The following is a 25854-nucleotide window of genomic DNA, read 5'->3' on the forward strand; positions in this document are numbered from 1 at the left end:
TTCACTGCAAGATTAATTTCAAAACCAATCGGACATTCGCTTTCTTAGTGGGTCGATCAAAGAGGACCATCGTAGACGAACCAGTGCGCACCACAGGAGCGCCTGCCACCGATGGTTCATCTGTTACGATGGGAACACGAGGGACGAGGATCTCCTCGACCGTTTTTTCATCAAAGCGAAATTTCACCTGAGACAAATCCTCATCCTGTGAATGGTAGGCGATCTGAAACGACAGATTATGAAGCCCCGCAGAAAGTTCTTTCTCCGCGATTTCCTGCACAACCGGTTTGCCTCCTGATTGATCTTCCAGCGTGAATCGAAGTCGCGCGGTTTTACCGTGGGGAATCAAAACATCCCAAGAATGCCAGTTCTGAGAAGAACCTCGTCCCCCTGCCACCATCATTTCATCTGTCGCGATATCCAGCGGCTGAAATTCAGCCGACTTTTCCGGCACCACCTGATACAGCGGCACGCCGTCATAGCTCTGTGTCACAGGTCCCATAAACTGATTTTGTCGTCCATCCCAATAAATCTTACGGGGAACTTCAATCCCGTTCGAGAGCATTCCTCCCCGTGTGCGATCAAATTGTTTGCCTTTGAGCTGTTGCACACCCAGGCCAAACTCGACATAGCCTGATTCAGCCAGGGGAGACGACGGTCTGAAGGTCCCGTGCCAGCTGAACACATTTTTGTTTGTATAAACAGTCAACAGCGGCTTGGTTTCTGCACCAATACGATAACAGCACAATTTCTTATTAAATGGTCCAAATGTTTCTGAAGTGGACGTCAACAGGATAATATCGTCCGTCCCCCCCATGCAGGTCAGAATCGGCTCCATCTCCATCCCGCCAGATTCAACCGGGTCACCAAAGCTGCGGATCAATGAACCGTCTGACGTATTGAATACAAACGCCACCACTGGAGCCTTCTTTGGCTCAGGCGTAGCCGGTTTCCAGTCCGGCTCTTGAGGTTGCGCTGGTTGACCCGGCGTCTGTTTTTCAGGTTGCGCAGCTTTTAATGGTCTCTCGACAGGCGCAACCTGGCAGAGAACCACGGTCCGCTCACCCCGGTCCGTCGGAATCGTTCGATAAGCGAAAAACTCATCTTCCTCTTTCTCGCGTTCGTTCGCATTCTGACGATAAAAATTCGGCTGCGAATATTTATAGTACTGTGTCCCGTCCGGCAGCTTCTTATATTTTTGCAACTCATACACGTCCCAGTTCATCTGGTTCAAGCGGATAAACAGGTCCGTCCCTTCCTCCCGCATCCGTCTGGATCGGGCGGCCCAGTCCAGCTGTCTTTGAATCTGAATCGGCGTTGCCGCATCATAGTTGACGGTTTCCAACAACCGTTTGAACAAAACCAGTGACGGCGATTTCCTAAACGCATCCAATACCTGTTTGGGAGAATTCCCGCCGAATGTTTCATAGGGAACCAGTTCTACTTCCACATCATGCAGATTCTTTATTTCTCTTATTATTGGTTTGGAAACAATCAACAGATGCCTGCGCTCATCAGAATCGAGGGGAACCATCAAGTGCTTGTAAATCGGGACGTCCTGGCTGATGTCGCCTTTCAATATCACTCGCATCCGGGTCACCGTTTGATCATTCACTCTCAGAGGCAGGCGGAGACTGGCCTTTCCATTGACATCTGTCGTTCCTGTCGGGACAGTCCCAAAGCGTTGTTTCGACCAGACATGCCAATTGTCAGGCGCGTTCTTAAATGTGATTTCGCTCACCGTCAGTTTAAGCATGGGTAGAGGCGCCCCCTTGTCATCCATCACGATCACTTTATGAGAGACAATCGGCAACAAATTCTCCATCGTGATCGTTCGCTGTAACGTTTTCTCTGCCGTTAGATCAATGACCGCGTAATGACTGGGAAACGACGAATCAATCGTAGGATAAGCAGGCATAGTGACCCTTGGGGCCTTGGCATAAAATTTCTGTCGCCCCTGTGTCGGCAGGTTGCGCACACGGGCGATTCCCTTGCTATCAGTCTTCACCTCTAAAAAAGTGGAATTGGCCCAGTCGTGCAGGCGCTTCGCCTGCACGGGATCCTGCTGTCTGACAAGAGATGCCTTGGATAGGACTTCATTGGTCGGAAAAAATTCTTTCCCTCCCAGAAACAGACCACGCGGATTAAATTTTACCTTAGCATCAGAAATCGGGGGACCCGTCGGATGAAACACCGTCACATCCAGAGCAGCCGAACGCGTGCACGGCACTGTAATTTCTGTTTTCGCCTGTCCTTTCGGTAGCGGAAACAATTGAGGTCGGAAAACATTCGGATCTTTGCTGAACGCTTCCAGTAACGAGACATCGCCGGCGTCATGCAGCCTTAAATACTCAGCCAGAGTTGTTTCTGCAAGCCGGATCGACTGAAAACCTTCCACCAGAGCAAACATCTGCACGTGCCCGCCTGCGGGCAGTGATTCGAATACAAAGGTACCGTCTTTCTTCACGAACGCCGTATCCTGCCAGGTCCAGCCGCCAATTCGATGCCCCTCTCCCTCGTTGATGTATAGTTCAACGCATCCATTTTTGATCGGTCGCGGCACGTTCTCATCGAGGCGTCCCTCCAGTCGAATGCCGGGACGCAAGGTCGCGACAATCGTCCCATCCTGCGTGACTTGTTCCGGCTTCGTCACATCAATCAGCTTACTAAACAGAATCGGTCCTTCACCGCTGCCATCAACGACCCGCATCCAGCGACGGTCCGGGCTCAGCACCGGCGAAGTAAAATAACCGACGTGATCTTTGTCCCGTTTGAATTCTCGTCCGAAGAGATTTGAATCTTCCAATAACGGGTATGCATCTTTCAGCGGCTTTCCGTTCGCGTCAACGGCTTTGACGCGGATCACTAAGCCCGGCTGCTCTTTTCTGTTTTTCTCAGTGTTCTCTTTTTTTGCGTTCTCTTGTTCTGTTGAAGATGGTTTCGAGTCCTCCGTTTTCTGCTCTAGTTCAACAGTCTCAGTTTTTTGTGCAACGGCCTGGGGAATGAGTTTGATTGAAGCCACGCCGAGGAAGAATAACACAGCGATCAGAAGGACGGCAGTACGACGAGCCCGTCTCAGAGTTCCAAATGGCTGTGGCGATTCGAGCCACTTTAGTCTTCGTAGCATGAACGAGCGGTCTGCCATCGCCAGCACAGTCGAGTTCGTTTCTGCTCCCTGCCGACGTAAAGTCCACTGCGCCAACATTTGTCGATAGGCATCAAATCCATCAATTGAATCTGCAGCACATGCATCAGACATATGCTCACACGCCAAGCGATGCTGTGAGGTCAATCGCCAGACCAGCGGATGAAACCACCAGAGTGCGGTCACAATCCGAGACAGTAAATCCCACAGAGAATCGCAGCCGGCGATATGGGATAGTTCATGCATCAAGACGGCACGGCGTTCCTCATCCGAGAGAGACTCGCTCCACGAATCCGGCAGAAAGATACTGGGCCGCAGTAAGCCCGCTGTGCAGGGACCATTGATGGCTGTGGAAACACAGACGCGGGGAACAGAATGCAGGGACAGATTTCTCGCCAGCATTTCACACTCGCATTGAATCAATTCCGACGCTGCCTGGGAGGTTTGCAGCAACTGTTTGGCCTGCCTGATCTGAAACCCGATTTTCAACAGCAACAGGAAACATCCAGCAAGCCAACAGACCCCGAGCCAATCAAACAGGGAAACGGCCGACTTATTGCCAGATGATTCGACGGGGATTATACCGCCCTTTATTGTACTGATTTGCCTCTCATTCCGGGGACTCTCATAGATGCTGCCAACGGGAGAACCTGGGGCAACCGAAGGGGGTTCAACATTGTTTTCAGGAACCATCACCGTCGTCTCAGAATCGCGTCTGGCAGGCTCCAGCAGGCTTGATTCCGTTCCGACGATGACTGGTTCTCTGATCCTCTCGGATGTCTGCTCAAGTGGTTGATTCGGGGGAGTGCCCTGTATTACTGTCTCAATAGTTTTGGGCATCGTCATTATCGGCTGAGAAACTTCCACTTCCGACAGCGCTGGTAAGACAGCGAGCGTTGTTGCAGGCAGACAGGCATAAACCACGGGGAACCCAAATCCGGCGATAATCATGCAGCGGGTAATCAACACCGACCAGCGCGGATTTTGTTTCGCTGAAACCCGCAGTGACAGCCAGCCAATCGCCAGGACGATGCTCAGTCGGATTACAATGTCGATAGCTGGATTCGAATTCAGCATCTGCGTATCCTTTTCAAAGCCAGAACGCCAGGCGATCGGCAGGAACGTGATTCTTTTTTTCGTTTACTTTTCGCTGTTGGCAATTTTCTTCAGCTGTCTGAGTTCCTCAGGAGTGAGCCGTTCTTTCTCGGCCAATTCCATCAACAATTGTCCGGTGGAACCGCCGGTAAAGACTTCGGCCAGCCGCCGCACCATCTGGCGAAAGTGAGTCTCGCGTCGTAATTTAGGGGAATAGACATACGCTCGCCCTTCGCGTTTTCGCGTCAGTAATCCACGCTCGACCATGCCCACGAGCACACTGCGCAACGTGCCATTATCAATGTCCCAGCCGAACGCGGCCTGAATCGCTGCCGGTTTCTGTGGTGCGTCTTCCCATAACAGACGCAGTATCTCCAGTTCATTTTGATTAGGTTGATCCATCACAGTGCCTCTGATCAAAAACTCAATAGGGTTAGACTACATCGAACTGTGATCATTTCACACCTCAACCTATAATGCAAGACGAATGTGTGTATTTTTCACACATTGTTTGAAAGTGCCCCACCTGAAAGAACAAAAAGTAGATTTTCCTTTTTGTCTCTCGCTGATCAAAGTCCCCTTGACGCGACCGCACCGTTCTAGATGATCTTCGATCTGCGTCGCGCGCGAGAACAGTACAGATTCAGTAGAATTAATCTGCATCGGTTCAAAAAGAGCACTATAAAAGTGACTGGTTTCAGAGCGATTTTTCAAAACCATGCTCACCTGCACCCGACGCATCAACGCACTTCGACCCGCATTCAACCGCACTCGACTCTGATTCAAACACATTCGCACCCGTTTCCTCGCGTTTTGACGCATGAAAAATTTCTCCTTCCTCTTGACCCCACTACGCCGATTAAGAAAATTCAATCGTGACGAAACTGAGAAATCACATAAACCAACAGAGAAGAGAGCTGTGAATTCACAAAGCATCCTCTGCCGAGCAAGGTTATATCGAATAGACACAGAAGCCGAGAGATGAACAATGCGCACTGGTTGTGCCTCTCAATGTGAGTGGAATGGCGCTAGGTAGCGGTATTACAGAAGCACATCGATCACAACCGGCGGCTAGCGCCGACCCGCTCACTTCTTTATGTCACCTTGTCTGGGTGAACGAAGCCGACGGTGCCACACGCAAACATAAATCAGTAGGAACATGCAATCATTTCACACACTCATTCCCTGATATTTTCGTGAGGTTTCGTGTTTTTCGTGGTAGTAAAAAAAGATTCTCTTCACAGAACACGAATCACCTTGCCTGGCCTTATAATCTAATTCACTGTGACTATTGAAAGGTAGGGGCGGTGCCTGTGTGCCCGCCTGACGAAAATCGAAACACTCTTTTTCGATCAATTGAGGCTGGTTTCACCATTCGAACACGACAACGCAGATCAATGCGAACCCTGCGGGCAGACACATGGGTCTGCCCCTACACGACACAGATCAGAACGGGTAAAAACACTTCGCTATTTCTCTGGCAACCGTTCCAACTGCTCACGGGCTTCGACTTTGAATCGCTGTGCGGCAGACTCGTCAACCAGAATCTGCTGATACAATTTGCTGGCGTCTGCTTTTTTACCTGCGGCTGCCAGGGTTCTGGCTTTGGCTAACAGCATCGTATCGTGCCAGACTCCTTTGAGCTTTTCAATGTTGGCCCGATCTAAAGCCACCAGTGCTGCCTCATATTTTCCCTGTCGCGTCAGGATGCGCACTGCCCCTTCGATCGACTGGAACTGCTCAGATGCTCCCACACGTCCCACGCCTTCAAAGTTCTTTCGATACGCGTCCAGCGCGGCGCTGTCATCTTTCAGATTCCGTTCGCGGTTGATCGCGGTAGTGAGCAGAATACTCGTACGACGGCGACTGTCAGAGGTGAACTGCAAAGCAGTGCGCAAATCGGCTTCTGCTTGTTCACCGTTGTTCAAACTGAAGTAAGCCCGTCCTCTTGCAAACGCGGCGTCTCCCCTCTGCCAGAACGGCCACTGCCCCAAGTTCTCCTCTCCGAACTGTTTTAAGACATCCTCGTATTCGCGCTGGGCCAGCAGATTCTCCATCTGCACGGTTTTACGAACCGAGTCCAGGGGAATCGCTTCGGCGATCTCGGATGCCTGTTCGTAGTCCTTCAGATTCCGCGCACACAGGGCCGCCTGTTCCAGAGCCTTTGATTTCTGCAGTTCCGTAATTTTCTTTTCTTTGGATAACGCAAGAAACGCGGCCAGCGCCTTGTCTGTTTTTCGACTTCGTATTAACTTCTCTGCCTCCCGACTGGCGATCAGATAATCGGACACACTCGGATCCGCTTCAAACTGATGAGAGCGTCCCCGAAAAAAGTGCGCAAACTTGAGCGGCTTATGGAATCCCGTTGCCCCCGTTGGTGCAAACGCAGAAAACTCGGCACCGTTCTCTCGAATCCGTTGGCGACAGACATTGATGAACCAGGGCAGGCTGACCGTTGGCTTGTGTCCAATCACCTGATGCAGGGGGTCATTTTCATCTTCGACCACGGGAATCCGAATCTCGACCGTCCAATATCCGTCGCCAATTTCGGTCGCTACCTCGGCCTGCGAGTCCCATTGGTACCATTTGTTTTTCTCTGTTCCACGATCCAGATCGATTAGCGCACCAGCGGGATTGATGGCGATCTGGTAATAGTTATGCGACTCGGTTGCCAGCAGAATTTCGACTGCATCGCCGTACCAGAGGGCTGGGTCTTCCTTTTTGGTCGTAGTGATATTCGGCTTCTCTCCCGGTGCTTCTTCACAACGAATGGCGAAATAAAGCTGATTACCAACCCACAACGATTTAACCACCGTTCCATAGACAGGCAAGCGTCCAGTCTGAAGTTCTCTTAACCCTCCCGTGGATGCGGTGGGACACTTTTGCCAGAGGGCGTCATCCAGTTTACCATCAATGACAATCTCGCCGCGTGAATCCCCCACCAGACGCAAGGTTGGCACCGGTCCCCGTTTCTGGGCAAGCAGCCGGCTCTTGTTGCGCAGTCCGTTGAGAAAATTATCAACCAACTGAATCCGTTGGCTATAGACCGTGTCGGTGTTGACTTTGTTCTGTGCCATGGCAAACAGTTCCAGCGCGCGATTGGCTTTGTCGGCCTCGTGTTCCATTTCGCGCCAGTGCGATTCACAATAATCAAAGAAAGCTTTCATTTCCCCGGCAGCGGGGCCGTAGAACAGGCGACAGTATTCATCAAACATCTGGACCGCATCCTGGTCCTTGCCACCCCAGTACATTCGCGCGGTGAAATAAATCAGAAAGTGGTTATAACCGATGCCGTTTTCACTGAGGTCCATCGACAGCCAGATGTCTTCGCCGCGCGAAATGCCTTTGGTTTCGTTGATGCTTTCGCCCAACGTGCGGGGAATATAAGCGGGCAAATAAAACCCGCGTGCCGTGAAGGGGTAGTTCTCGAAAATGACCAGCGGGTTGTCGGTTTTCCTGACCCAGTCCGCACGCAGCTTACTGAGTTCCTCGCGGTCGGCATTGGTGGGACGACGTCCACCGACGATAATCACCTGCACGTTCGGCTCCAGCTTTTCGATGTTGAGCGGAGGCTGCGTATAGGTCCCATAGGCGCAGTTGGAAATCTTTTTATCGGGATGAGTTTTGCCGACTTCTTTGGCAACACGGTTCACGAACTCCCAGACATAATCGGAAAAGGCGCCGCGGTAGCCTCGTTCGGGCGTATCTTTCCCCTGGCATTGTTCACATTGACAGATGGCCGTGTATCCGTCCGGGGGCATGATCGAAACGGCGTCCATATCAAAATGATCAAACTGCGCCCGCGCGTAACGCACGGTTTCCTGGAACAATTCCTCGTTCGAGTAACAGAGCTGATTCAGTCGTTTTCCGGGTTGTGTATCGCGTTTGTCGCCGTACAGGGCAAACCATTCCGGGTGATCTTTCAACGTCTGTTCGTTATGTGTCATATGATCCAGGCCGTGGGCAGCCTGCCGTCCAAACGGCTGTCGCACTCCCAGATGCATGGCCCACATCGCCGCTTCACGACCGTAGGTTCCAAAGCGAAAGTTAATCGTCCTCAAGGGAAAATCTGGATGCACGGTCTCGTCGATGGCGGGCAACGGGAGACTTTTCATTGTTGGCACAATCTCGCCCAACTCGCCCGGTAGATACCAGCGGACTCCCAGGCCGCGCAGAAAACCGCAGACAGCATTGAACGAACCCCGTTCATCAAAGCCCCAGACATTGACGTTTCCGTTTTTGTCGACCTGCTGTTCATTCGGCGTACCGAACAGTCGAGTGGGACCAGTGTAATGCTTATAAATCTGCGAATGCGGATACCCCCAGTGTTTCCCGGTAATCGCATCCCATGCCTGCTGTGCTTTCCCACTGACAATTTCTTTGTTATTGCGTGGCCAGGGTTCAATCGGGACAAAGTCGGTATCGTCACCGATCAGCGCCAGCCAGTTCTCGCCGGAGACAATCCGATACGCGCCAAACTTCAGCTCTGTGTCCGTGATGCCGCGCTGCTCGGTGTGTGCACTGCGACCGACGAAAATCGAAACGGGCATGCTGCCGGTCGGCTCGGTGACGATCTGTAACTTCGTGCCGGAAATTTTTTCGAGATAAGTCTGCAGTTCCTGCGCTGCGAGTCTCGTCGTTCGCGGCGGTTTGCTGGAAATGATAATCTCCGCACGCGGCTGCCCCTGTTCCACCAGAAAGCGTTCTGTGGCAGACGAGAGTGCAGGGTGAAGACAAATGCAAAAGAGGAAACCAGCCAGCAAAGCCTGTTTGAGCATAGTGTGTCTCACTTTTTGAGGGAGGGCGTTCGGGTGAGCATTGAAAATGCCCTTCATTTTGATGAACTCTGGTGACGATCTCAAGAACCAAATTCTGAATTCCACAAATTGTATTCGGCCCTAAGTAGCGAACCCGGTTATGGTTATCGCGTTTCTTTGTTTTCACATCGTATTTTTTTAGAAAACAGGTAACATGTCGTCTCAATTTTCGCTCTGTAGATATAACGCGACATCGCGGGCCACTGCGAGGCGGGCCACTCTGTAAATGAAACACGAACAAATTTTTTATGATTCAAGTCAGATCTAATTAGGGAGAGAGGGATTTACGATGTGTAATAACTGTAATTTGAATATCGATGCAGAGCGGACCGATGAATTCGGACAGAAACTGTTGCAAATTGTGAATAACAGCGCCATCTCACTGATGCTTTCACTGGGGCACCGGGCAAGACTGTTTGACATTATGAGTGAGATGGAACACGCCACCAGCGAACAAATCGCGGAGCAGGCCGGTTTAAACGAACGTTATGTTCGCGAATGGCTGGGCGCGATGGTCACTGGCGGAATCGTGGAATACGACCCGGTATTAAAAACCTATTTTCTACCCGCCGAACATGCAGCACTTTTGACGCGAGCTGCGGGTTCCAATAATTTTGCCACAACGATGCAGTGGTTTTCGGTTCTGGGAACTGTCGAAGACAAAATCCTGAACTGCTTTGAAGAAGGGGGCGGCGTTCCTTATTCCGACTTCGCCCGCTTCCATGAAGTGATGGCGGAGGATAGTTATAATTCGGTCGTCTGTGGTCTGTTCGAACATATTCTGCCGCTGGTACCCGGACTGGAAGACAAACTGAAAGCGGGCATCGACGCGCTGGACATTGGCTGCGGCAGCGGTCTGGCTTTGATCGAGATGGCAGCCATGTATCCCAAGAGTCGCTTTACCGGCTTTGACATCTCGGAGGAATCGATCGGACGGGCCAAAAAATTTGCTGTAAAGCGGGGCGTCTCGAATGTGACGTTCCAGGTGCAGGATGTTTCGCAAATGAACGCAGCTAATACGTTCGATTTAATCACCGCCTTTGACGTGATTCACGATCAAGCCAAGCCGGATCAGGTGTTGCGCGAAGTTAACGCGGCCCTGAAGCCGGGAGGCACCTTTCTGATGCAGGACATTGCCGCTTCAAGCAATGTGGAGGAAAACATCGACAATCCCCTGGGGCCGATGTTTTATACGATTTCTACCATGCACTGCATGACCGTCTCACTCGCACAGGATGGTGCGGGGCTGGGAACCTGCTGGGGCAAAGAACTCGCCTGCCAGATGCTGGAAGAGGCGGGCTTCAATAATATCGATGTACAGGAACTGCCTCACGACATTATGAATTATTTTTACGTGATGACAAAAATGTGATGACCGAATCCCCTTTTTCGGTGTCTTCCCAAGGAGCAGAAATCCATCGGTTTCTGCTCCCTGTTTTATTGGAATTTCGTTGAAATCAGCGGCCACCGATTGAACTGACAAATTGTTTACAATTAAAATGAGATATTCATGTAGACTTTTAATTGGATGTGTGGTGCCGATGCCTATAATCTCAGTAAGTTGAGATATTGGTGTCTCTGAAGAGAAAAAATCTCAAGAATCACTGAAGAATGTGCTATTTAAGGCCTTTCCAGGTGTTGATTTTGATGCAAGAATGCCGATTATAAGGAATAAATCTATTGCGTTGAGTTTACCGTTTGACGGAACAATGGTGAACAAACAGTAGTGGAGAACACGGACGTCTGAAGCTGGAATCTCGATGCTCCATTGGTATTTGAGAGGGAATCGCCCTTCCAGACGAAACGATTCATTAATTTGTGAAAACCAAGTGTGAAATACTCCTGCGTCTTTCCCTCCTTGCGAGTCACGTTAAATCAGGCTCGTATCATGTCTGAGAGAACACCTCGCGTTTTCCATGGTTTCATATTTTCAGTGATTGATTGTCTGGTTTTCCGTTATTTGTTAACAGGGCCAGACTTCGGGACCTGAGTTTCCGTCTGCGGGAAAACGGGCGCAACGATCACCAATACAAACAATTTTATTTTTCAATCAACCGAGACTGTACCGCCTGAATTGAGGCGACTACCGGGGAGTAAAAATCAGAATGGCGACCACAGACGTGCCTGGTGCAAATGGCAAACTCAGCGAGCAGCTGGATGCTGTTGTAATTCGTTTTTGTGGAGATAGTGGCGATGGGATGCAGTTAGCCGGCACGCAGTTCACGAATGTGTCGGCTGTGTTCGGTAATGACGTCAGCACATTGCCCGACTTCCCTGCAGAAATTCGCGCACCCGCCGGTACACTGGGCGGCGTGAGTGGTTTTCAGATCTGTTTTTCCAGCAGTGATATTTTCACTCCCGGAGATGAAGTCGATACGCTGGTTGCCATGAACCCGGCTGCCTTGAAAACCAATGTGGCCGATCTCAAACGGGGCGGCACTCTGATCGTCAACGAAGACGCTTTCGAAAAAAGCAACCTTTCCAAAGCCGGTTACGAAAGTAATCCGCTCGACGATGAAGAATCACTGGCAGCATACCAGGTACAGAAAGTTCCCATGACCAGCCTGACGCGGGATGCGGTGGCGGAGCTGGGTCTTTCGCCGCGTGAAGCCGAACGCTGCAAAAACTTTTTCGCGATGGGGCTGGTCTACTGGCTCTACCAACGCGATGCGACCCCCACCGAAGAGTGGGTCAAAACCAAGTTCGCCAAGAAACCGGAACTGGTGGACGCGAACCTCAAAGCATTACACGCCGGCTATAACTATGGCATCACCACCGAAGCGATCACCGTTCATTACCGCGTTGACCCCGCTGATCTGCCACCCGGAAACTACCGTAAGGTCACCGGAAACGAAGCGCTGGCATTCGGTTTTGTGACGGCTGCGAAACTGGCCGGCAAACAACTATTTTACGGCGGATATCCGATTACTCCCGCCAGTGATATTCTGCACGAACTTTCCAAACTGAAAAATTTCGACGTCGTCACGTTTCAGGCCGAAGATGAAATCGCTGCGATCACCAGTGTTGTCGGTGCCTCTTATGCGGGCGATCTGGCAATTACTGCCAGCAGTGGACCCGGGATTGCCCTCAAAGGGGAAGGCATGGGCCTGGCTGCGATTATGGAATTGCCGCTGGTGGTGGTCGACGTGCAACGCGGCGGTCCCAGTACTGGACTGCCCACAAAAACAGAACAGTCCGACCTCTATATGTGCATGTTTGGTCGCAACGGCGATTGTCCCATGCCACTGGTCGCACCGGCTTCACCTGCCGACTGTTTCGAGATGGCACAGGAAGCATTACGCATCGCCGTCGAATTCATGACACCTGTGCTGCTGCTTAGTGATGGTTATATCGCGAACGGAGCAGAGCCATGGAAGATTCCTGACATCTCCAGCTTGAAGCCGATTAAAGTTTCTCACGAGAACAAACAGGGCGACGAGCCATTCATGCCGTACCTGCGGGATGAAAAGAAGGCCCGTCCCTGGGTCGTGCCTGGCACGCCCGGCTGTGAACACCGTGTCGGTGGTCTGGAAAAATCAGACGTCACCGGCAACGTGAATTACTCGCCCGAGAATCACCAGTTCATGACCACACTCCGGGCAGAGAAAATCGCCGGGATTGCCGACTTCATTCCGGAACAGACTGTGGAAGGACCCGAATCGGGTGATCTGCTGGTGATCAGCTGGGGTGGAACCTATGGTGCAGTTCGCACTGCGGTCAAACAGTCCGTCCAGGAAGGCTTGTCCGTAGCCCACGCCCACATTCGCTACCTGAATCCGTTCCCCAAAAATCTGGGCGATCTGATTAAACAGTACAAGAAAGTTCTGATTCCCGAATTAAACACCGGGCAATTACGCATGATCATTCGTGGCACTTATCTGGCTGACGCCGTCGGCTTGAATAAGGTCCAGGGAAAACCGTTCCTGATCAGTGAAGTCAAAGAAAAAATCAGAGAGATGATTGACGAGAAATAGTTTCCGGTTCAGTCAGATCTCCCCTAAAATTACATGCAACTTTAAGCAACGAGTTATTGCGTTTAAGGATCGAAAAAATGAGTGTAGACGTCCCATTGCCCGTCCTCTCTCCTAAAGACTTTGCCAGCGATCAGGAAATTCGCTGGTGCCCGCGCTGCGGCGATTATTCCATTCTCGCCCAGATGAAAAAAGTTCTACCAACCCTGGGCATTCCTAAAGAAAAGTTCGTGTTTGTTTCGGGAATTGGCTGCTCCAGCCGTTTTCCATATTACATGGACACCTACGGAATGCACAGTATTCACGGTCGCGCTCCTGCAGTCGCTACCGGGGTCAAACTGGCGAATCCTGAGCTTCAGGTCTGGGTTATTACCGGTGACGGCGATTCGCTGTCTATCGGTGGGAACCACTTTATGCACGTCCTGCGTCGTAACGTGGACTTGAAAGTGATTCTGTTCAACAACCAGATTTACGGCTTGACCAAAGGGCAATACTCGCCCACCAGCCCAATGGGAACGAAAACTAAAAGTACGCCGTTCGGCTCGGTTGATCGTCCATTAAACCCGCTATCGGTCGCCATTGGTGCCCGTGCCACGTTTGCCGCCCGTTCGGTGGATGTCGACATCAAGCATCTTTGCAGCGTGCTCGAACGAGCTGCCAAGCACAAAGGGTCTGCATTCGTTGAAGTCTATCAGGACTGTAACGTGTTTAACTCCGGCGCCTTCGAATTTGCTTCCAAGAAAGGCAAGAAAGAAGAGAACGTGATCTACCTCGAGCATGGCAAGCCGCTGATCTTCGGCAAAGAACGGGATAAAGGGATTCGTCTCAACAGCCATGATCAACCGGAAGTCGTTGAACTGGGTAAAGGGGTCACCGAAGACGACCTGTTGTTCCACGATGAAAAGTCAGAAGATATGAATCTGGCGTTTCTCCTGGCCAGTATGCGTCATCCGGAAATGCCCGAACCGATGGGCGTCTTCCGTTGCGTTGAGCACCCAACCTACAACGAAGCGGTCTATGATCAGGTCGCCTCGGCGACCGAACGCAATGGAGAAGGGGACCTGGAAGAACTGTTTAATACCGGCGATACCTGGACCGTGTAAGCGTTCCTTATCAGAGTCATGAAAAAAAGACGTCACCGTTTTCATCGGTGACGTCTTTTTTTGTATCTGACGTGTTTGTTTTCTGACTGGCTCAGCAGATCAGCCGTTTTTTTTCGCGGCTTCTTCTTCGCCGAAGGACAGTCGCATCTGGCGGGTCTCGGTAGGGTCCAGTTCTTTGAACAACAAACTGGGCTGAATGCCTTTGTTGTTCTGGTACTTGTCGCTGTTATATTCGACAATTTCCCCAATCGGTACATTGTAAATGATCTGACAGATCGCAATGCCTGCATAAATACGAACGGGCTGGGCAACAGTAATTTCCAATGTCCAATAGCCACAGAATCCGATGTCGCCTACGCCAGCGGTCGCGTGTACAGAAATGCCCAGACGGCCAATTGAAGAGCGACCTTCAAGCAGCGGCACCAGATTGTGTGTTTCCGTCCGCTCGATTGTTCGCCCCAGATAGAGTTGCCCCGGGTGAAGCACCATGCCCTCTTCCGGAATGACGTATTTTCCCAGACGATTGGGACGAGCCATGTCCAGTACGATTTCTTCGTAGACCATCAACTCGTTATGCAGACACAGGTTATAGCTATTAGGGTTCAGATATTTATCGTGATAAGGCTCAATGACAATATCTTTGCCCAGGCGTGCTTTGATCTCTTTCCCGGTCAGAATCATGGGGTTCTCGTTAGCTGCGAAGAAGTAGAAAATAGGTTCTGCATACAGGAAACATAAACCGCAGAGATGTGGCTTTCAACGGTTCAGACGGATGTTTTCAGAAACAGTACCAAGTACTCTGAATTGCGTAAGAGACAAGCTCTATTCTTTAAGAGGCTTCAACCCGATCCGCGGGCAGATTTTTAACAAAGCACATTCGGTGCAGCGCGGCTTTCGAGCCACACAGGTGGCGCGGCCGTGCAAGATCACACGGTGAGAAAACGCGATCCATTCTTTTTTGGGCAGGACTTCGATTAAGTCACGCTCAATGATTTCCGGATTCTTGCTGGTCGTGAGCCCGAAGATATTACAGATACGTTTCACATGCGTGTCGACGACGACACCACTGGGAATTCCAAAAGCCGTGCCTAAAACTACGTTCGCCGTCTTGCGTCCCACGCCGGGCAGCGCTACCAGTTCTTTGAGCGTGCGAGGGACTTCGCCTTCATATTCATCCGTCAAAGCCTGCGCCATCTTGCGGATATTCGTCGCTTTCGCACGGAAGAAACCGAGCGGATAGACAATCTTCTCGACATCCGCCTGTTTACTGGCAGCCAGCTTGGCGGCGGTCGGGTACTTCTTGAACAGCGTCGGCGTGGTCGCATTCACACGTTCGTCAGTGCACTGCGCCGACAGAATCGTAGCAACCAGCAGTTGGAACGGCGAATCATGAATCAACGCACACTCCGGTTCGGGGAATAATTTAGCAAGACCGCGCGCGATTTTGCGGGCATGTTTCTTTTTGTCATCAAGCGATCCGACATAACCGGAAGTCTTCGCAGCCTGCGTTTGTTTTTTCGCCATATTTTCCGTGACAATTCCCAAATTGGAGTGCTAGTCTGGCTGGCATATCTGATCTCACTCAGCCGTGTTTCGTTGTGCGTCTCAGTATGTGGGACCACGGTTTGTTTTTCAATGAATGAAGTATAGAAATATACAATGACAGCATTTAGCGAGCTTTTAGAGCAACGACTCAAAACATTTTCAGGCACCGTTCCTGTGTTGGAACTGGAGAATTGTGTGCTCCTGCCGGAATCGGTGCTCTCACTGAGAATCACCGCTACCGCCGATTGTCAATTGATTGCGGAAGCATTAGCGGCAGATGCTTTCGTCGCGGTTTCCCTGAAACGCACAAGCGGCGATCCTCGATCGCACAGAAAGCCTTCCACTGAGATCGACTCGGTCTGCCTGGCCTCTATCGTGGCGCCCTGTCAACTGGAGTCGGGCGATTATTCGCTGCTCCTGCAAGGTATCTGCCGCGCAAAATCGGTTACATTACAAAACTCAGATCGCCCGTATCGTAAAGCAATTCTCGAACTGAAGCCCGACTTTTATGTCGATCAACCGGTCATCCAACGTGAACATCGCCAGTTCGAATTACTGCAGCAGTACGCCAGCATCTTTCTGGAACAGGCAAACGACCCCACTTATTATCATATGCTGCAGCGTGATATCACGCTCGGCAAACTATGTGACATTCTCGCCGGCACGATCAAGCTGGAGCCGGTCCTGTCTCAATTAATTCTGCAGGAACATGACGTCGATTTGCGCAGTGATCTCCTGCTGAGCTTTCTCAAAGCAAAGCTTCGCGAACAACAGCGCAATCCGTTCGCCGGCGCACTCTCGCTGGAATTCAGCCAGAACTGAACAGAAAGCCGGATGCAGGTCGGACAGATCTTACTTCCGTTTCGGCGAAACTCCTTGTGACAGCATCCCCGGTCACTTAAGATAAGGTTCTCTGTTGAATGGCTGCCTGACTCCTGATGCAGCCCGCTGTTTGCCTTTGACGATTTTGCTGAGGACGCGCTGCAATGAAGAAGCAATCTGTTTTTCTCCTGTGTGCCATCATTGGCTTGCTGTTCTCAGAGAACGTCATCCAGGCAGAGTCAACAACCGCAAAGGCGAGTCGTCCCAATATTCTGTTTTGTATCGCCGACGATGCATCGTTTCCCCACATGGGCGCTTATGGCTGTTCTTGGGTCAAGACGCCCGGCTTCGATCGGGTCGCACGGGAAGGGCTGCTGTTTACCAACGCCTATACTCCGAACGCCAAATGCGCTCCTTCACGGGCTTGCATTCTGACGGGCCGCAATTCCTGGCAGTTGAAAGAAGCCGGGAACCACATGGCTTTCTTTCCTCCCGAATTCAAAACCTATGTCGAAGCGCTGGCAGACGCCGGTTATGTGGTCGGCAAGACCGCCAAAGGCTGGGCACCGGGGAGCGCCGTGGATGCCAACGGCAAACGCCGCGATCTGGCAGGCCCCACGTTCAATCAACAAAAAGCAAAACCGCCGGCCACTGGTATTTCCTCCATCGATTACGCAGCGAACTTCGAACAGTTTTTGAAAACCTGCCCGCAGGATCAATCCTGGTGTTTCTGGTACGGCGGACTGGAACCACATCGCCGTTATGAATATGGTTCTGGCGTCAAGAAAGCAGGCAAAAAAACCTCTGACATCGACCGGGTCCCCTCGTATTGGCCTGACAACGAAGTCATTCGCAACGACATGCTCGATTATGCGTTTGAGATTGAACACTTCGATCAACATCTGGTGCGAATGCTCAAATCACTGGAAGAACGAAACCAGCTCGATAACACGATCATCGTCGTCACCGCCGACAACGGCATGCCGTTTCCCCGCGTGAAGGGGCAGGAGTACGAACGCTCGAATCATCTGCCGCTGGCGATCATGTGGAAGCAGGGCATCAAGACCGGAGATCGCGTGATCGATGATTATGTCAGCTTCATCGATTTCGCACCGACGTTTGTTGAAGCCGCCAGATTAAACTGGGAACAGACGGGCATGCAACCCACCGCGGGACGCAGTCTGACCGATATTTTTGAATCAGACAAATCGGGAACCGTCAATCCAAAACGCGATCACGTGCTCATCGGCAAGGAACGCCACGATATCGGTAGACCGCATGACTGGGGCTACCCGATCCGCGGCATTGTCAAAGACGGCATGCTGTATCTGAAGAATGACGAACCGGGACGCTGGCCGGCCGGGAATCCGGAAACGGGATATTTAAACTGTGATGGCAGCCCGACAAAGACAACGATTCTGGAACTTCGCCGCGACGGCAAGCAGGAACAGTTCTGGCAATGGGCGTTCGGCAAACGGACCGCGGAAGAACTCTACTCGATTCAAGACGACCCGGAATGCATGAAGAATCTGGCGGCACTTCCGAAATTCCAGAGCATCAAGAACGCGCTGAAAGAACAGATGCACGCCGAGCTGACCGCGCAAAAAGACCCGCGCGTTCTAGGCAATGGTTCTGTGTTTGAGAAATATCAGTACTCAGATCCCCGCACGCGCAATTTTTACCAGCGGTACCAAAAAGGCGATGCCCCGAAAGCGGGGTGGGTCAACAAATCCGATTTTGAATCCGGGCCACTTGACTAACGCGATTCAGCGATTCAGTCAGTCTTCCTCTTTCGCCGACAGATAACCGGCTGACGACTGAAAATATTTCTGTCGCCGGCGTTCTGTCTCATTTGAGGCTTTCGATAAGCCGGCTTTGAGGTCTTCCAGATTCGCCGCACAATACCGGCAGCCGGTCTGATTCAAATGGAACTCGACAAACTTCAGATAGTCGGGAGACAGCGTTTCGAGTAAATATCCTCCCAATTGACTTCGCGAAGGGCAACTCAGGCGATTGCGTCTCCAGATTTCACCCACCGAATGCACGCCTTCATTCCGTTGGAGAGACAGACTGGCGAGCCGCACGCGCAGCGTATCGGAGTGTCTCAGAGCAGATTCAACCTGTGACATCAGCTCAATGGACAGCGATTCATCCAGATAAGCCAATAATTCCTGATCGGTAAAAGGGCTTTCATCCATCACTGGGCAGCCTCTGTAAAGTCAAAGATAATTAAGTACATTTTGAAACACAATTCCCCATTATTGCTCAAGCAGAACGGGCTTTAAAGACTCTTTCTGTAAACAGTTGTGTATTTCGAAAGAAACGCAAGACAGGCCTCCCTGGTATGAAACTTTTTTGATAGATCGGTGAATTTAGTAAAAAAAGTAGCGAGGCAGGGCGTTTTTCCCCTGAGACAAAACGGTTTCTATTGCCCGGATGGTTGTCGCTGGAAGGTTTGCTCGTTAGCATACCCTTAGAAATTGACGCGCTTAAGTTGCGCCTGGTGGCGCCGGAATGCTGTCACTGCTCGAATCCTTGCGATCCTATCGGGTCGCACCCGTCTATCAGTCATGTTAAAGTCAACACGTAAAAGTTTACTGATGGATTATCGTAGAGCGTGACAAATTTATTTGTTTGTTTAGAAGAAATTGAAGGAAACAAAGTGGCTGCTCAAGCAAATGCCTTATCAATGGAAGAATTGAAGGAAAAAGGGAAAGTCCTTCGCCGTCTGATCATCCGTATGACGACCGAAGCCGGTAGTGGACACCCCAGTAGCAGCCTGTCTGCTGTGGAAGTGGTGAACGCACTCTGGTTTGGTGGATTCATGAAATATGATCCTGAAAACCCAACCTGGGATGCCCGCGATCGTTTCATCTTGAGCAAAGGCCACGCCGTGCCTGTGCTGTATGCCGCGATGGCAGAAGCAGGCTACTTCTCAACGGAAGACGTGATGTCACTTCGTAAGCTGGGTAGCCCGTTTGAAGGTCACCCAAATATGAAACGCCTTCCCGGAATTGAAGCCTCTACCGGCTCTCTGGGACAGGGACTTTCTTTGGGAATTGGCCAGGCTCTCGGCGCCCGTTTGAACAAAAACGGCTCCAATGTCTTCGTCGTAATCGGCGATGGCGAAATGGGTGAAGGCCAGGTCTGGGAAGCACTGGGCGCCGCTGAAAAGTACAAGCTGGGCAACCTGACTGCCATCATCGACCAAAATGGCTATCAGCAAACCGGAGCCACTTCAGAAGTACTCGACCTGGGTTCCTTTGAAGAAAAAATCGCCGCGTTTGGCTGGCACACTCAGACCATCGACGGCAACTGCCAGGAATCGGTTGTGGAAGCGCTGGAAATCGCAGCCAAAGTGACCGATCGTCCCAAAGCGATTATTTCGAAGACCAAAAAAGGATTTGGAATTCTCCCAGTACTCGAAGCAGCGGGAGATACCAACTATCACGGCAAACCGCTTTCGCCAGAGTTGGCAGAAAAAGCACTTGCGTTACTCAGTTAGGACCTGCTCCTGATTCTCAGTGAGCGGAGTTCGCCGCAACCTGAGAAAACCTGATGGCAGCTCGAGTCAAATCAATATCTAAAGTCCAACACACAGACAAAAGAGACATATCATTATGTATTTAGGCGAAATTAGTGGATTGAAAGTCGGACAAGCCACACGCGATGCGTTTGGTGATGCATTAAAAGAACTGGGGGACAAATACCCTCAAATTGTGACCGTTGATGGTGACGTTGGAAACTCAACACGGACGGAAGTCTTTGCGAAAGCCTATCCCGAACGTGGTTTCAATGTCGGGATTGCTGAAAGTAACATGGTCAGCGTCGCCGGCGGTCTGGCTTCTACCGGACACATCCCTGTCGTTGCCAGCTTTGCCGCGTTCCTGCTGTGCAATGCTTACGATCAGATCAGAATGTCGATCGCATTTCCAGGCATGAATGTCAAGCTTGTTGGTACGCACGCTGGTATTTCCATCGGTGAAGATGGTCCTTCACAGATGGGAATTGAAGACGTCTCACTGGCCTGCAGTCTACCCGGTGTTGCCGTAGTCGTAACCGCTGATGCCGTTTCAACCAAAGCCGCAACTGCCGCAATGATCGAACATAAAGGACCTGTCTACCTCAGACTGGGTCGACCCAATGTAGCGGAAATCTATTCCGAAGGAGACACCTTCGAAATCGGTAAAGCCAACACAGTACGCGAAGGCGACGACGTGACCATTATTGCCAATGGACTGATGGTTGCTGGTGCTATTGACGCTGCCACCAAACTGGCAGAAGAAGGCATCAGTGCCCGTGTAATTGATATGCACACCGTCAAACCGATCGACGCGGATGCCATTCAGAAAGCAGCAAAAGAAACCGGTGCCATTGTGGTTGCAGAAGAACATCTGGCTCACGGCGGACTGGGTTCTGCTGTCTCCATGGTCGTCTCTCAAACCACACCAGTACCCATGGCCTATGTCAATGTAGGCGATTGTTTCGCCGAAAGTGGCGATCCTCAAGGGTTGTTGGACAAATACGGACTGACGGCTGCTGCCATCGTGGATGCTGTCAAAAAAGTCAAATAACAAAAACGGAAAGCCCCCTTTGAAAGACAAGGGGGCTTTCTTTATTGTTGCTGTTAAAAACAGATTCTAAGTCCCGTTCACATTTTGTGAGAGTACTTTGTGACTGAGTTTCGCGCGTTTCATAATACTGATCCACCGCAGCTGCTGAAATTATGGCATGCTGCAGGACTGGGAAGAGGAGCCGCGGAATGTCTCAGTATCGATGCTTTTGAAGTTCTGATTTTCTCACAACCCTATTTTGATCCCAACGGGTTGATTGTTGCGGTTGAAGATGGTGAAGCCGTCGGCTTTGTGCTGGCAGGATTTGGCCCCAACGAAGAGGAATCGGCACTCGATTATTCAATCGGCATTATCTGCGCTGTCATTGTTCACCCCAATTTTCGCCGACGCGGCATCGGTCGGGAACTTGTTTTACGGGCGGAAGAGTATCTCAAGTCCAAAGGGGCCATGAATATAACCGCTGGCCCATCAGGGTTGCTCTCCCCCTATCTGGTTGGCCTGTATGGAGGGACGCGTCCTTCTGGCTTCCTGTTATCCGACCCTCTGGCGGCGCCGTTTTTTGAATCGATCGGCTATGATGCCACCAGATCTATTCGGATTTATCAACGTGACTTACTCGGCCCCAAACCGCCAATCAAATTTCATCTGGTCAATCTTAGACGCAAAATGCAGTTGATGATTTCCGATGATTACCAAGCCCCCAACTGGTGGTGGCTGACGCGGCTGGGAAGACTGGAAACACTGCATTTCGAACTCGTTCCCAAAACGGGTGAAGGCGCTGTTGCATCTGCAACCGTCATCGGCCTGGATTTATATATCCCCAAATGGGAAGAACGGGTGATCGGACTGACTGATGTTTTCGTCAAAGAGAACGAACGTTCCAAAGGTTACGGGCAATCACTCTTACTGGAAATCGCCCGCCGCCTGCAGGATGAGTTGATTACAAAACTCGAATGGCACGTCGAAGAGTCTAACACGGTCGCTTCGCATGTTGCACTAGCCGTTGGTTACTATCAGATCGATACTGGTATTGTATATCAACTTGTTTCTCGTTAGCGTGTAGAAAGAGGACCGAAACATCGTTTGATGTTCGATTCGAGTCGGAGTTCTTTAACTGTATATTCTTTACTTGGCAGCAGTCCTGATTCACTGAGGAAAAAGGTAACCGTTTATGGCGGCTTTATATATTACTGAGGATGATGTTCGTTCTGTGATGGATATGGAGAAATCCATCCTCATCACACATAAAGTCTTCAAGGAGCTTGCCTCCGGTCGCGCCATTAATGTTCCCCGGCAGCGCGTTCGGGCTCCGGGAATCATGCTGCATACCATGTCAGCCGCCAATGAATATCTGAACTATGTTGGCTGGAAAGCGTATACAACCACAAAAGAAGGTGCACAGTTCCATGTCGCCATCTACGATCAGGAAAGCGGCGAAATGCGCGCGTTGATCGAAGGCGATTTCCTCGGCCAACTCCGCACCGGAGCTGCCAGTGGTGTCGCCACCGAATACATGGCGCGCCCCGACTCCAAAGTGGTCGGACTGTTCGGCGCTGGCCTGCAGGCACGCACGCAATTACAGGCGGTCTGTCAGACACGAAAGATCGAATTTGTTTCTGTCTATTCGCGTGATCATGAAAAGTGCACCCGTTTCGCTGCAGAAATGACCGAACTTTGTGATGTCGAAGTCTCTGCCTCTCACTCTCCCGATGAAACCGCAGCGGAAAAAGACATTGTAATCTGTGCGACTACCAGTAAAGCACCGCTCTTTGACGGACGCGTTCTGGATGAAGGAACCCATCTGAATGTGATTGGTTCGAACCACCGTACGCGACGCGAAATCGATCGTACCACCATCAAACGCGCGGATGTGATTGTCTGCGATGATATTGACCAGTGTAAAAACGAAGCCGGAGATTTCATCCAGCCGGTCGAAGAAGGCATCACGGACTGGCGGCTGATGCATAACCTGAGTGAGATCGTAGCCGAACGCCAGACAGGCCGCGCCACCGATGATCAGGTGACTTTATTCAAATCAGTCGGCCTGGCAGTGGAAGATGTGGCGATGGCCGTCAAGGTGTATGAACTCGCACTCGAAGAGGATTTGGGATCGGACCTGCCGTTTTAGCAGCATCCATCGCTGCTAAGAATTCTGCTTTTCCTGACGCTTGACCGATTGATAGATCTCTTCCATTTCCTGTAAGGAAGCTTCCTGGATTGAGCGTCCCGACTGCTCCAGTTCCCGTTCGATCTTCTCCACCCGTTGTTGAAACTTGCGATTACTTTTCCGCAGTGCTTCTTCCGGATTGATCTTCCAGCGACGGGCAATGTTGGCCACCACAAACAGGATGTCACCCAGTTCACCTTCGACGCGCAATCTCAGTTCCGGGTCGTCGAGTTCCGTATCCGCAATCACATCGGCATCCACCGTGGCCCGCGTATCGGGGATCTTGCCTCCGGGATAAATTTCGTCCGCCAGCTCTTGAATCTCTTCACGCAACTTATCAAACAGCATATCACGATGCGGAAAATCATAACCTACCTTGGCCGCTTTCTCGGCTACGCGCGATGCACGGGCCAGAGCAGGCAATGCGGCAGGTAGTCCATCAAAGATGGAACGTCTTTGCTTTTCCTGCTCCTTGATCTGGTCCCAGTTCTTGCGCACCTCGGCGGGAGTTTCTGCGTTGACATCGCCAAACACATGCGGATGCCGTTCAATCATTTTTTGGGTCAGACGATCAACAACGTGCGTTAAATCGAAGCGGCCTTCATCGGCGGCGATTTGAGAATCGAGTACAATCTGCAGCAGTAAGTCGCCCAGCTCTTCGATAATATGCTGATCATCGCCGGAATCGATGGCTTCCAGCAATTCGTAGGTCTCTTCCAGGGTATACGGCTTGATGGATTCCAGTGTCTGTTCCCGATCCCAGGGGCAGCCTTCAGGAGAACGCAGGCGGGCGATTACATCACAAAGCTTTTTAACAGAGGGAGTTAAGACGCTATAATCAGGGGGAGTCCCCGGTGCCGGCGGGACATTCAGGTGTGAGTCAGCGGGCTCTGAGGGATGATCGGAATTTGTCATTGTTCTACCGTATGATTCACCTGTAAACTGAAATAGTGTAGGATGAAGGTATCGTAGCGAATTCGGTTCGCTCTGAAAATTCACAACCAATTTAAGAGGCATAAAAGATGCGTTTTCTAATGAAAAGTTCAATGGCGGTCTGTGCTCTATTCCTCTCTCTGGGAGCAGTTGTCGCAGCCGAGGGCGATGATGCAGCCAAAAAGCAGGAAATGCTGGAAAAGAAATTTGAAAAGCAGATGAGCGGCGCAACACTGGTGGGTCACTTCACCGTTGACGGGAAGTCCAATGGCAAACCGCCTCGCGAAGAGCGCTATGAAATCGCTTCCGTCAAAAAACTGGAAGGCGATCAATGGCTGATTACCGCCCGCATTAAGTATGGCCAAAACGACGTGAATGTGCCCATGCCTTTGAACGTCTTCTGGGCTGGCGACACCCCCGTGATTTCTTTGACCAACTTGACCATTCCCGGCCTGGGAAGTGCGTTCACCTCACGCGTGATGTTCTTCGAAGGTCGCTATGCGGGAACCTGGCAGCATGGTAAAGTAGGCGGGAACCTCTGGGGCAGAATTGAATACGCCGATCAGAAACCGGAAACAGCAGAAGAAAAATAATCACCGCGATGCATTAACAATCTGAGGAGTCTGAGTTCATGTGGAAGAAATGGTTTTTGAGCATCTTGGTGCTGGGCCTGTGTTGTGCCAACGGGGAAAATCTGATGGCTGCAGAAAAAGTGAAAGAAACAAAACCACCGCAGGTAAAACAGACTCCGCTGATGCCGATCGAAGTCAAAAGCACGCTCGATGGTAGTCTGCAGCCTTCCCTGATCTGGGCTCCGCAAACGGCAAAAACGACTCCCACGCCATTGTTTATCTTTCTGCATTCCTGGAGTGGAAACTATAAACAAAACAACGCCAAGTGGCTAAAGGAAGCACAAAAACGGGGCTGGATTTATCTGCACCCGAATTTTCGCGGAGTGAATCAACAGCCCGAAGCCTGTGGTTCAAAATTGGCTCGTCAGGATATTCTGGATGTGATTGACTATGTCATCAAACATTATGACGTCGATCAAAGCCGCATCTATCTCGCAGGATCATCGGGCGGCGGACACATGACGATGCTGATGGCCGGGCATCATCCGGATCGTTTTTCCGCAGCATCCGCCTGGGTCGGCATCAGTGATCTGGCAGCCTGGTACCATTTCCACGTGAAAGACGGCAAACCCCAGAACTATGCCCGCATGATTCTTAAATCGCTCCAGGAAAAGCCAGGAGTCTCAGCGAAAGTCGATGCAGAATACCGCGATCGGTCTCCCCTGTTTTGGATTGCAAATGCGACTGACCTGCCGCTCGACCTCAACGCGGGTGTGACCGACGGACAAACCGGATCCGTTCCGTTTGCACACACGTTACGAGCCTTCAACGCACTGGCAGAAAAGAACCAGACGACTCCGGTTACAAAAGCAGAAATGCAACAATTATGGGATCACGGCAAACTGAAAACACCACAGTCAACAGATGAGGTCACCGATGAAACCTACGGCCGCGACATTCATTTAAGACGCAATTCCGGGAAGGCACGGGTGACCATCTTTGAAGGGGGGCATGAAGGCTTGCCTGAACCCGCCTGTGAATGGCTGTCGAAACAGACGCGCGATACGTCCGGTTTCGGAAAATCAGCAACAGGACAACCATAGTCTGATG

General features: G+C 51.1%; 18 protein-coding genes. 11 read left to right on the forward strand and 7 right to left on the reverse strand.

Annotation, left to right across the window (positions count from 1 at the left end; translation table 11 throughout):
• Nucleotide 1 precedes the first annotated feature (1 nt).
• The 3 genes from Enr17x_RS25265 to Enr17x_RS25275 all read right to left on the reverse strand — a co-directional run bounded on the left by Enr17x_RS25265 (nucleotide 2) and on the right by Enr17x_RS25275 (nucleotide 9018).
• Nucleotides 2-4222, reverse strand: a complete 4221-nt coding sequence (locus Enr17x_RS25265) for a M56 family metallopeptidase (RefSeq protein ID WP_145312567.1) — start codon at nucleotides 4220-4222, stop codon at nucleotides 2-4.
• 63 nt (nucleotides 4223-4285) lie between these two features.
• On the reverse strand, nucleotides 4286-4642 hold the full coding sequence (locus Enr17x_RS25270) for a BlaI/MecI/CopY family transcriptional regulator (protein WP_145312568.1): 357 nt from the start codon (nucleotides 4640-4642) through the stop codon (nucleotides 4286-4288).
• A gap of 1067 nt (nucleotides 4643-5709) precedes the next feature.
• Nucleotides 5710-9018 (reverse strand): DUF4838 domain-containing protein, encoded by a 3309-nt coding sequence (locus Enr17x_RS25275; protein WP_198000791.1) that lies wholly within the window; start codon nucleotides 9016-9018, stop codon nucleotides 5710-5712.
• A gap of 328 nt (nucleotides 9019-9346) precedes the next feature.
• Here Enr17x_RS25275 and Enr17x_RS25280 point away from each other — a divergent pair, with 328 nt between their 5' ends.
• From Enr17x_RS25280 to Enr17x_RS25290, 3 genes are all read left to right on the forward strand, one after another.
• Nucleotides 9347-10429 carry a class I SAM-dependent methyltransferase gene (locus Enr17x_RS25280; RefSeq protein ID WP_145312573.1) on the forward strand — a complete coding sequence of 361 codons (1083 nt, stop codon included), beginning with the start codon at nucleotides 9347-9349 and terminating at the stop codon, nucleotides 10427-10429.
• A 733-nt stretch (nucleotides 10430-11162) separates the two neighbouring features.
• Nucleotides 11163-13031 (forward strand): 2-oxoacid:acceptor oxidoreductase subunit alpha, encoded by a 1869-nt coding sequence (locus Enr17x_RS25285; protein ID WP_145312575.1) that lies wholly within the window; start codon nucleotides 11163-11165, stop codon nucleotides 13029-13031.
• Between the two features lie 77 nt (nucleotides 13032-13108).
• Nucleotides 13109-14131, forward strand: a complete 1023-nt coding sequence (locus tag Enr17x_RS25290; protein WP_145312577.1) for a 2-oxoacid:ferredoxin oxidoreductase subunit beta — start codon at nucleotides 13109-13111, stop codon at nucleotides 14129-14131.
• Between the two features lie 99 nt (nucleotides 14132-14230).
• Here Enr17x_RS25290 and dcd read toward each other — a convergent pair whose 3' ends face one another.
• Together dcd and nth are read right to left on the reverse strand one after the other, a co-directional pair.
• The gene (gene dcd, locus Enr17x_RS25295; protein WP_145312579.1) at nucleotides 14231-14812 is read right to left on the reverse strand and encodes a dCTP deaminase; all 582 of its coding nucleotides are present in this window, start codon (nucleotides 14810-14812) and stop codon (nucleotides 14231-14233) included.
• A gap of 141 nt (nucleotides 14813-14953) precedes the next feature.
• Nucleotides 14954-15655, reverse strand: a complete 702-nt coding sequence (nth, locus tag Enr17x_RS25300) for an endonuclease III (RefSeq protein ID WP_232100856.1) — start codon at nucleotides 15653-15655, stop codon at nucleotides 14954-14956.
• A 135-nt stretch (nucleotides 15656-15790) separates the two neighbouring features.
• On the opposite strand from nth, the gene Enr17x_RS25305 reads away from it, so the two are divergent.
• Complete coding sequence (locus tag Enr17x_RS25305; RefSeq protein WP_145312581.1) at nucleotides 15791-16498, forward strand: LON peptidase substrate-binding domain-containing protein; 708 nt, start codon at nucleotides 15791-15793, stop codon at nucleotides 16496-16498.
• 164 nt (nucleotides 16499-16662) lie between these two features.
• On the forward strand, nucleotides 16663-18258 hold the full coding sequence (locus tag Enr17x_RS25310; RefSeq protein ID WP_145312583.1) for a sulfatase family protein: 1596 nt from the start codon (nucleotides 16663-16665) through the stop codon (nucleotides 18256-18258).
• Nucleotides 18259-18276: 18 nt separating this feature from the next.
• Here Enr17x_RS25310 and Enr17x_RS25315 read toward each other — a convergent pair whose 3' ends face one another.
• Nucleotides 18277-18696, reverse strand: coding sequence for a hypothetical protein (locus Enr17x_RS25315; protein ID WP_145312585.1), 420 nt, complete (start codon nucleotides 18694-18696; stop codon nucleotides 18277-18279).
• Nucleotides 18697-19160: 464 nt separating this feature from the next.
• Here Enr17x_RS25315 and Enr17x_RS25320 point away from each other — a divergent pair, with 464 nt between their 5' ends.
• From Enr17x_RS25320 to Enr17x_RS25335, 4 genes are all read left to right on the forward strand, one after another.
• A complete protein-coding gene (locus Enr17x_RS25320) occupies nucleotides 19161-20003 on the forward strand; it encodes a transketolase (RefSeq protein ID WP_198000793.1) in 843 nt (280 codons plus the stop codon).
• Between the two features lie 115 nt (nucleotides 20004-20118).
• Nucleotides 20119-21072 carry a transketolase family protein gene (locus Enr17x_RS25325; RefSeq protein ID WP_145312587.1) on the forward strand — a complete coding sequence of 318 codons (954 nt, stop codon included), beginning with the start codon at nucleotides 20119-20121 and terminating at the stop codon, nucleotides 21070-21072.
• Nucleotides 21073-21171: 99 nt separating this feature from the next.
• Nucleotides 21172-22128: a GNAT family N-acetyltransferase gene (locus Enr17x_RS25330; protein WP_145312589.1), complete on the forward strand. Its 957-nt coding sequence runs from the start codon at nucleotides 21172-21174 to the stop codon at nucleotides 22126-22128.
• A gap of 115 nt (nucleotides 22129-22243) precedes the next feature.
• The gene (locus Enr17x_RS25335; RefSeq protein ID WP_145312591.1) at nucleotides 22244-23200 is read left to right on the forward strand and encodes an ornithine cyclodeaminase family protein; all 957 of its coding nucleotides are present in this window, start codon (nucleotides 22244-22246) and stop codon (nucleotides 23198-23200) included.
• 15 nt (nucleotides 23201-23215) lie between these two features.
• Here Enr17x_RS25335 and mazG read toward each other — a convergent pair whose 3' ends face one another.
• Nucleotides 23216-24154 (reverse strand): nucleoside triphosphate pyrophosphohydrolase, encoded by a 939-nt coding sequence (mazG, locus tag Enr17x_RS25340; RefSeq protein ID WP_145312593.1) that lies wholly within the window; start codon nucleotides 24152-24154, stop codon nucleotides 23216-23218.
• A 119-nt stretch (nucleotides 24155-24273) separates the two neighbouring features.
• Between mazG and Enr17x_RS25345 the strand changes: the two genes are divergently transcribed.
• Together Enr17x_RS25345 and Enr17x_RS25350 are read left to right on the forward strand one after the other, a co-directional pair.
• Nucleotides 24274-24765, forward strand: coding sequence for a hypothetical protein (locus Enr17x_RS25345; protein ID WP_198000794.1), 492 nt, complete (start codon nucleotides 24274-24276; stop codon nucleotides 24763-24765).
• A 38-nt stretch (nucleotides 24766-24803) separates the two neighbouring features.
• Nucleotides 24804-25847: an alpha/beta hydrolase family protein gene (locus Enr17x_RS25350; RefSeq protein ID WP_145312595.1), complete on the forward strand. Its 1044-nt coding sequence runs from the start codon at nucleotides 24804-24806 to the stop codon at nucleotides 25845-25847.
• Nucleotides 25848-25854 lie beyond the last annotated feature (7 nt).

This window comes from Gimesia fumaroli, from assembly GCF_007754425.1.
GTDB classification, from domain to species: domain Bacteria; phylum Planctomycetota; class Planctomycetia; order Planctomycetales; family Planctomycetaceae; genus Gimesia; species Gimesia fumaroli.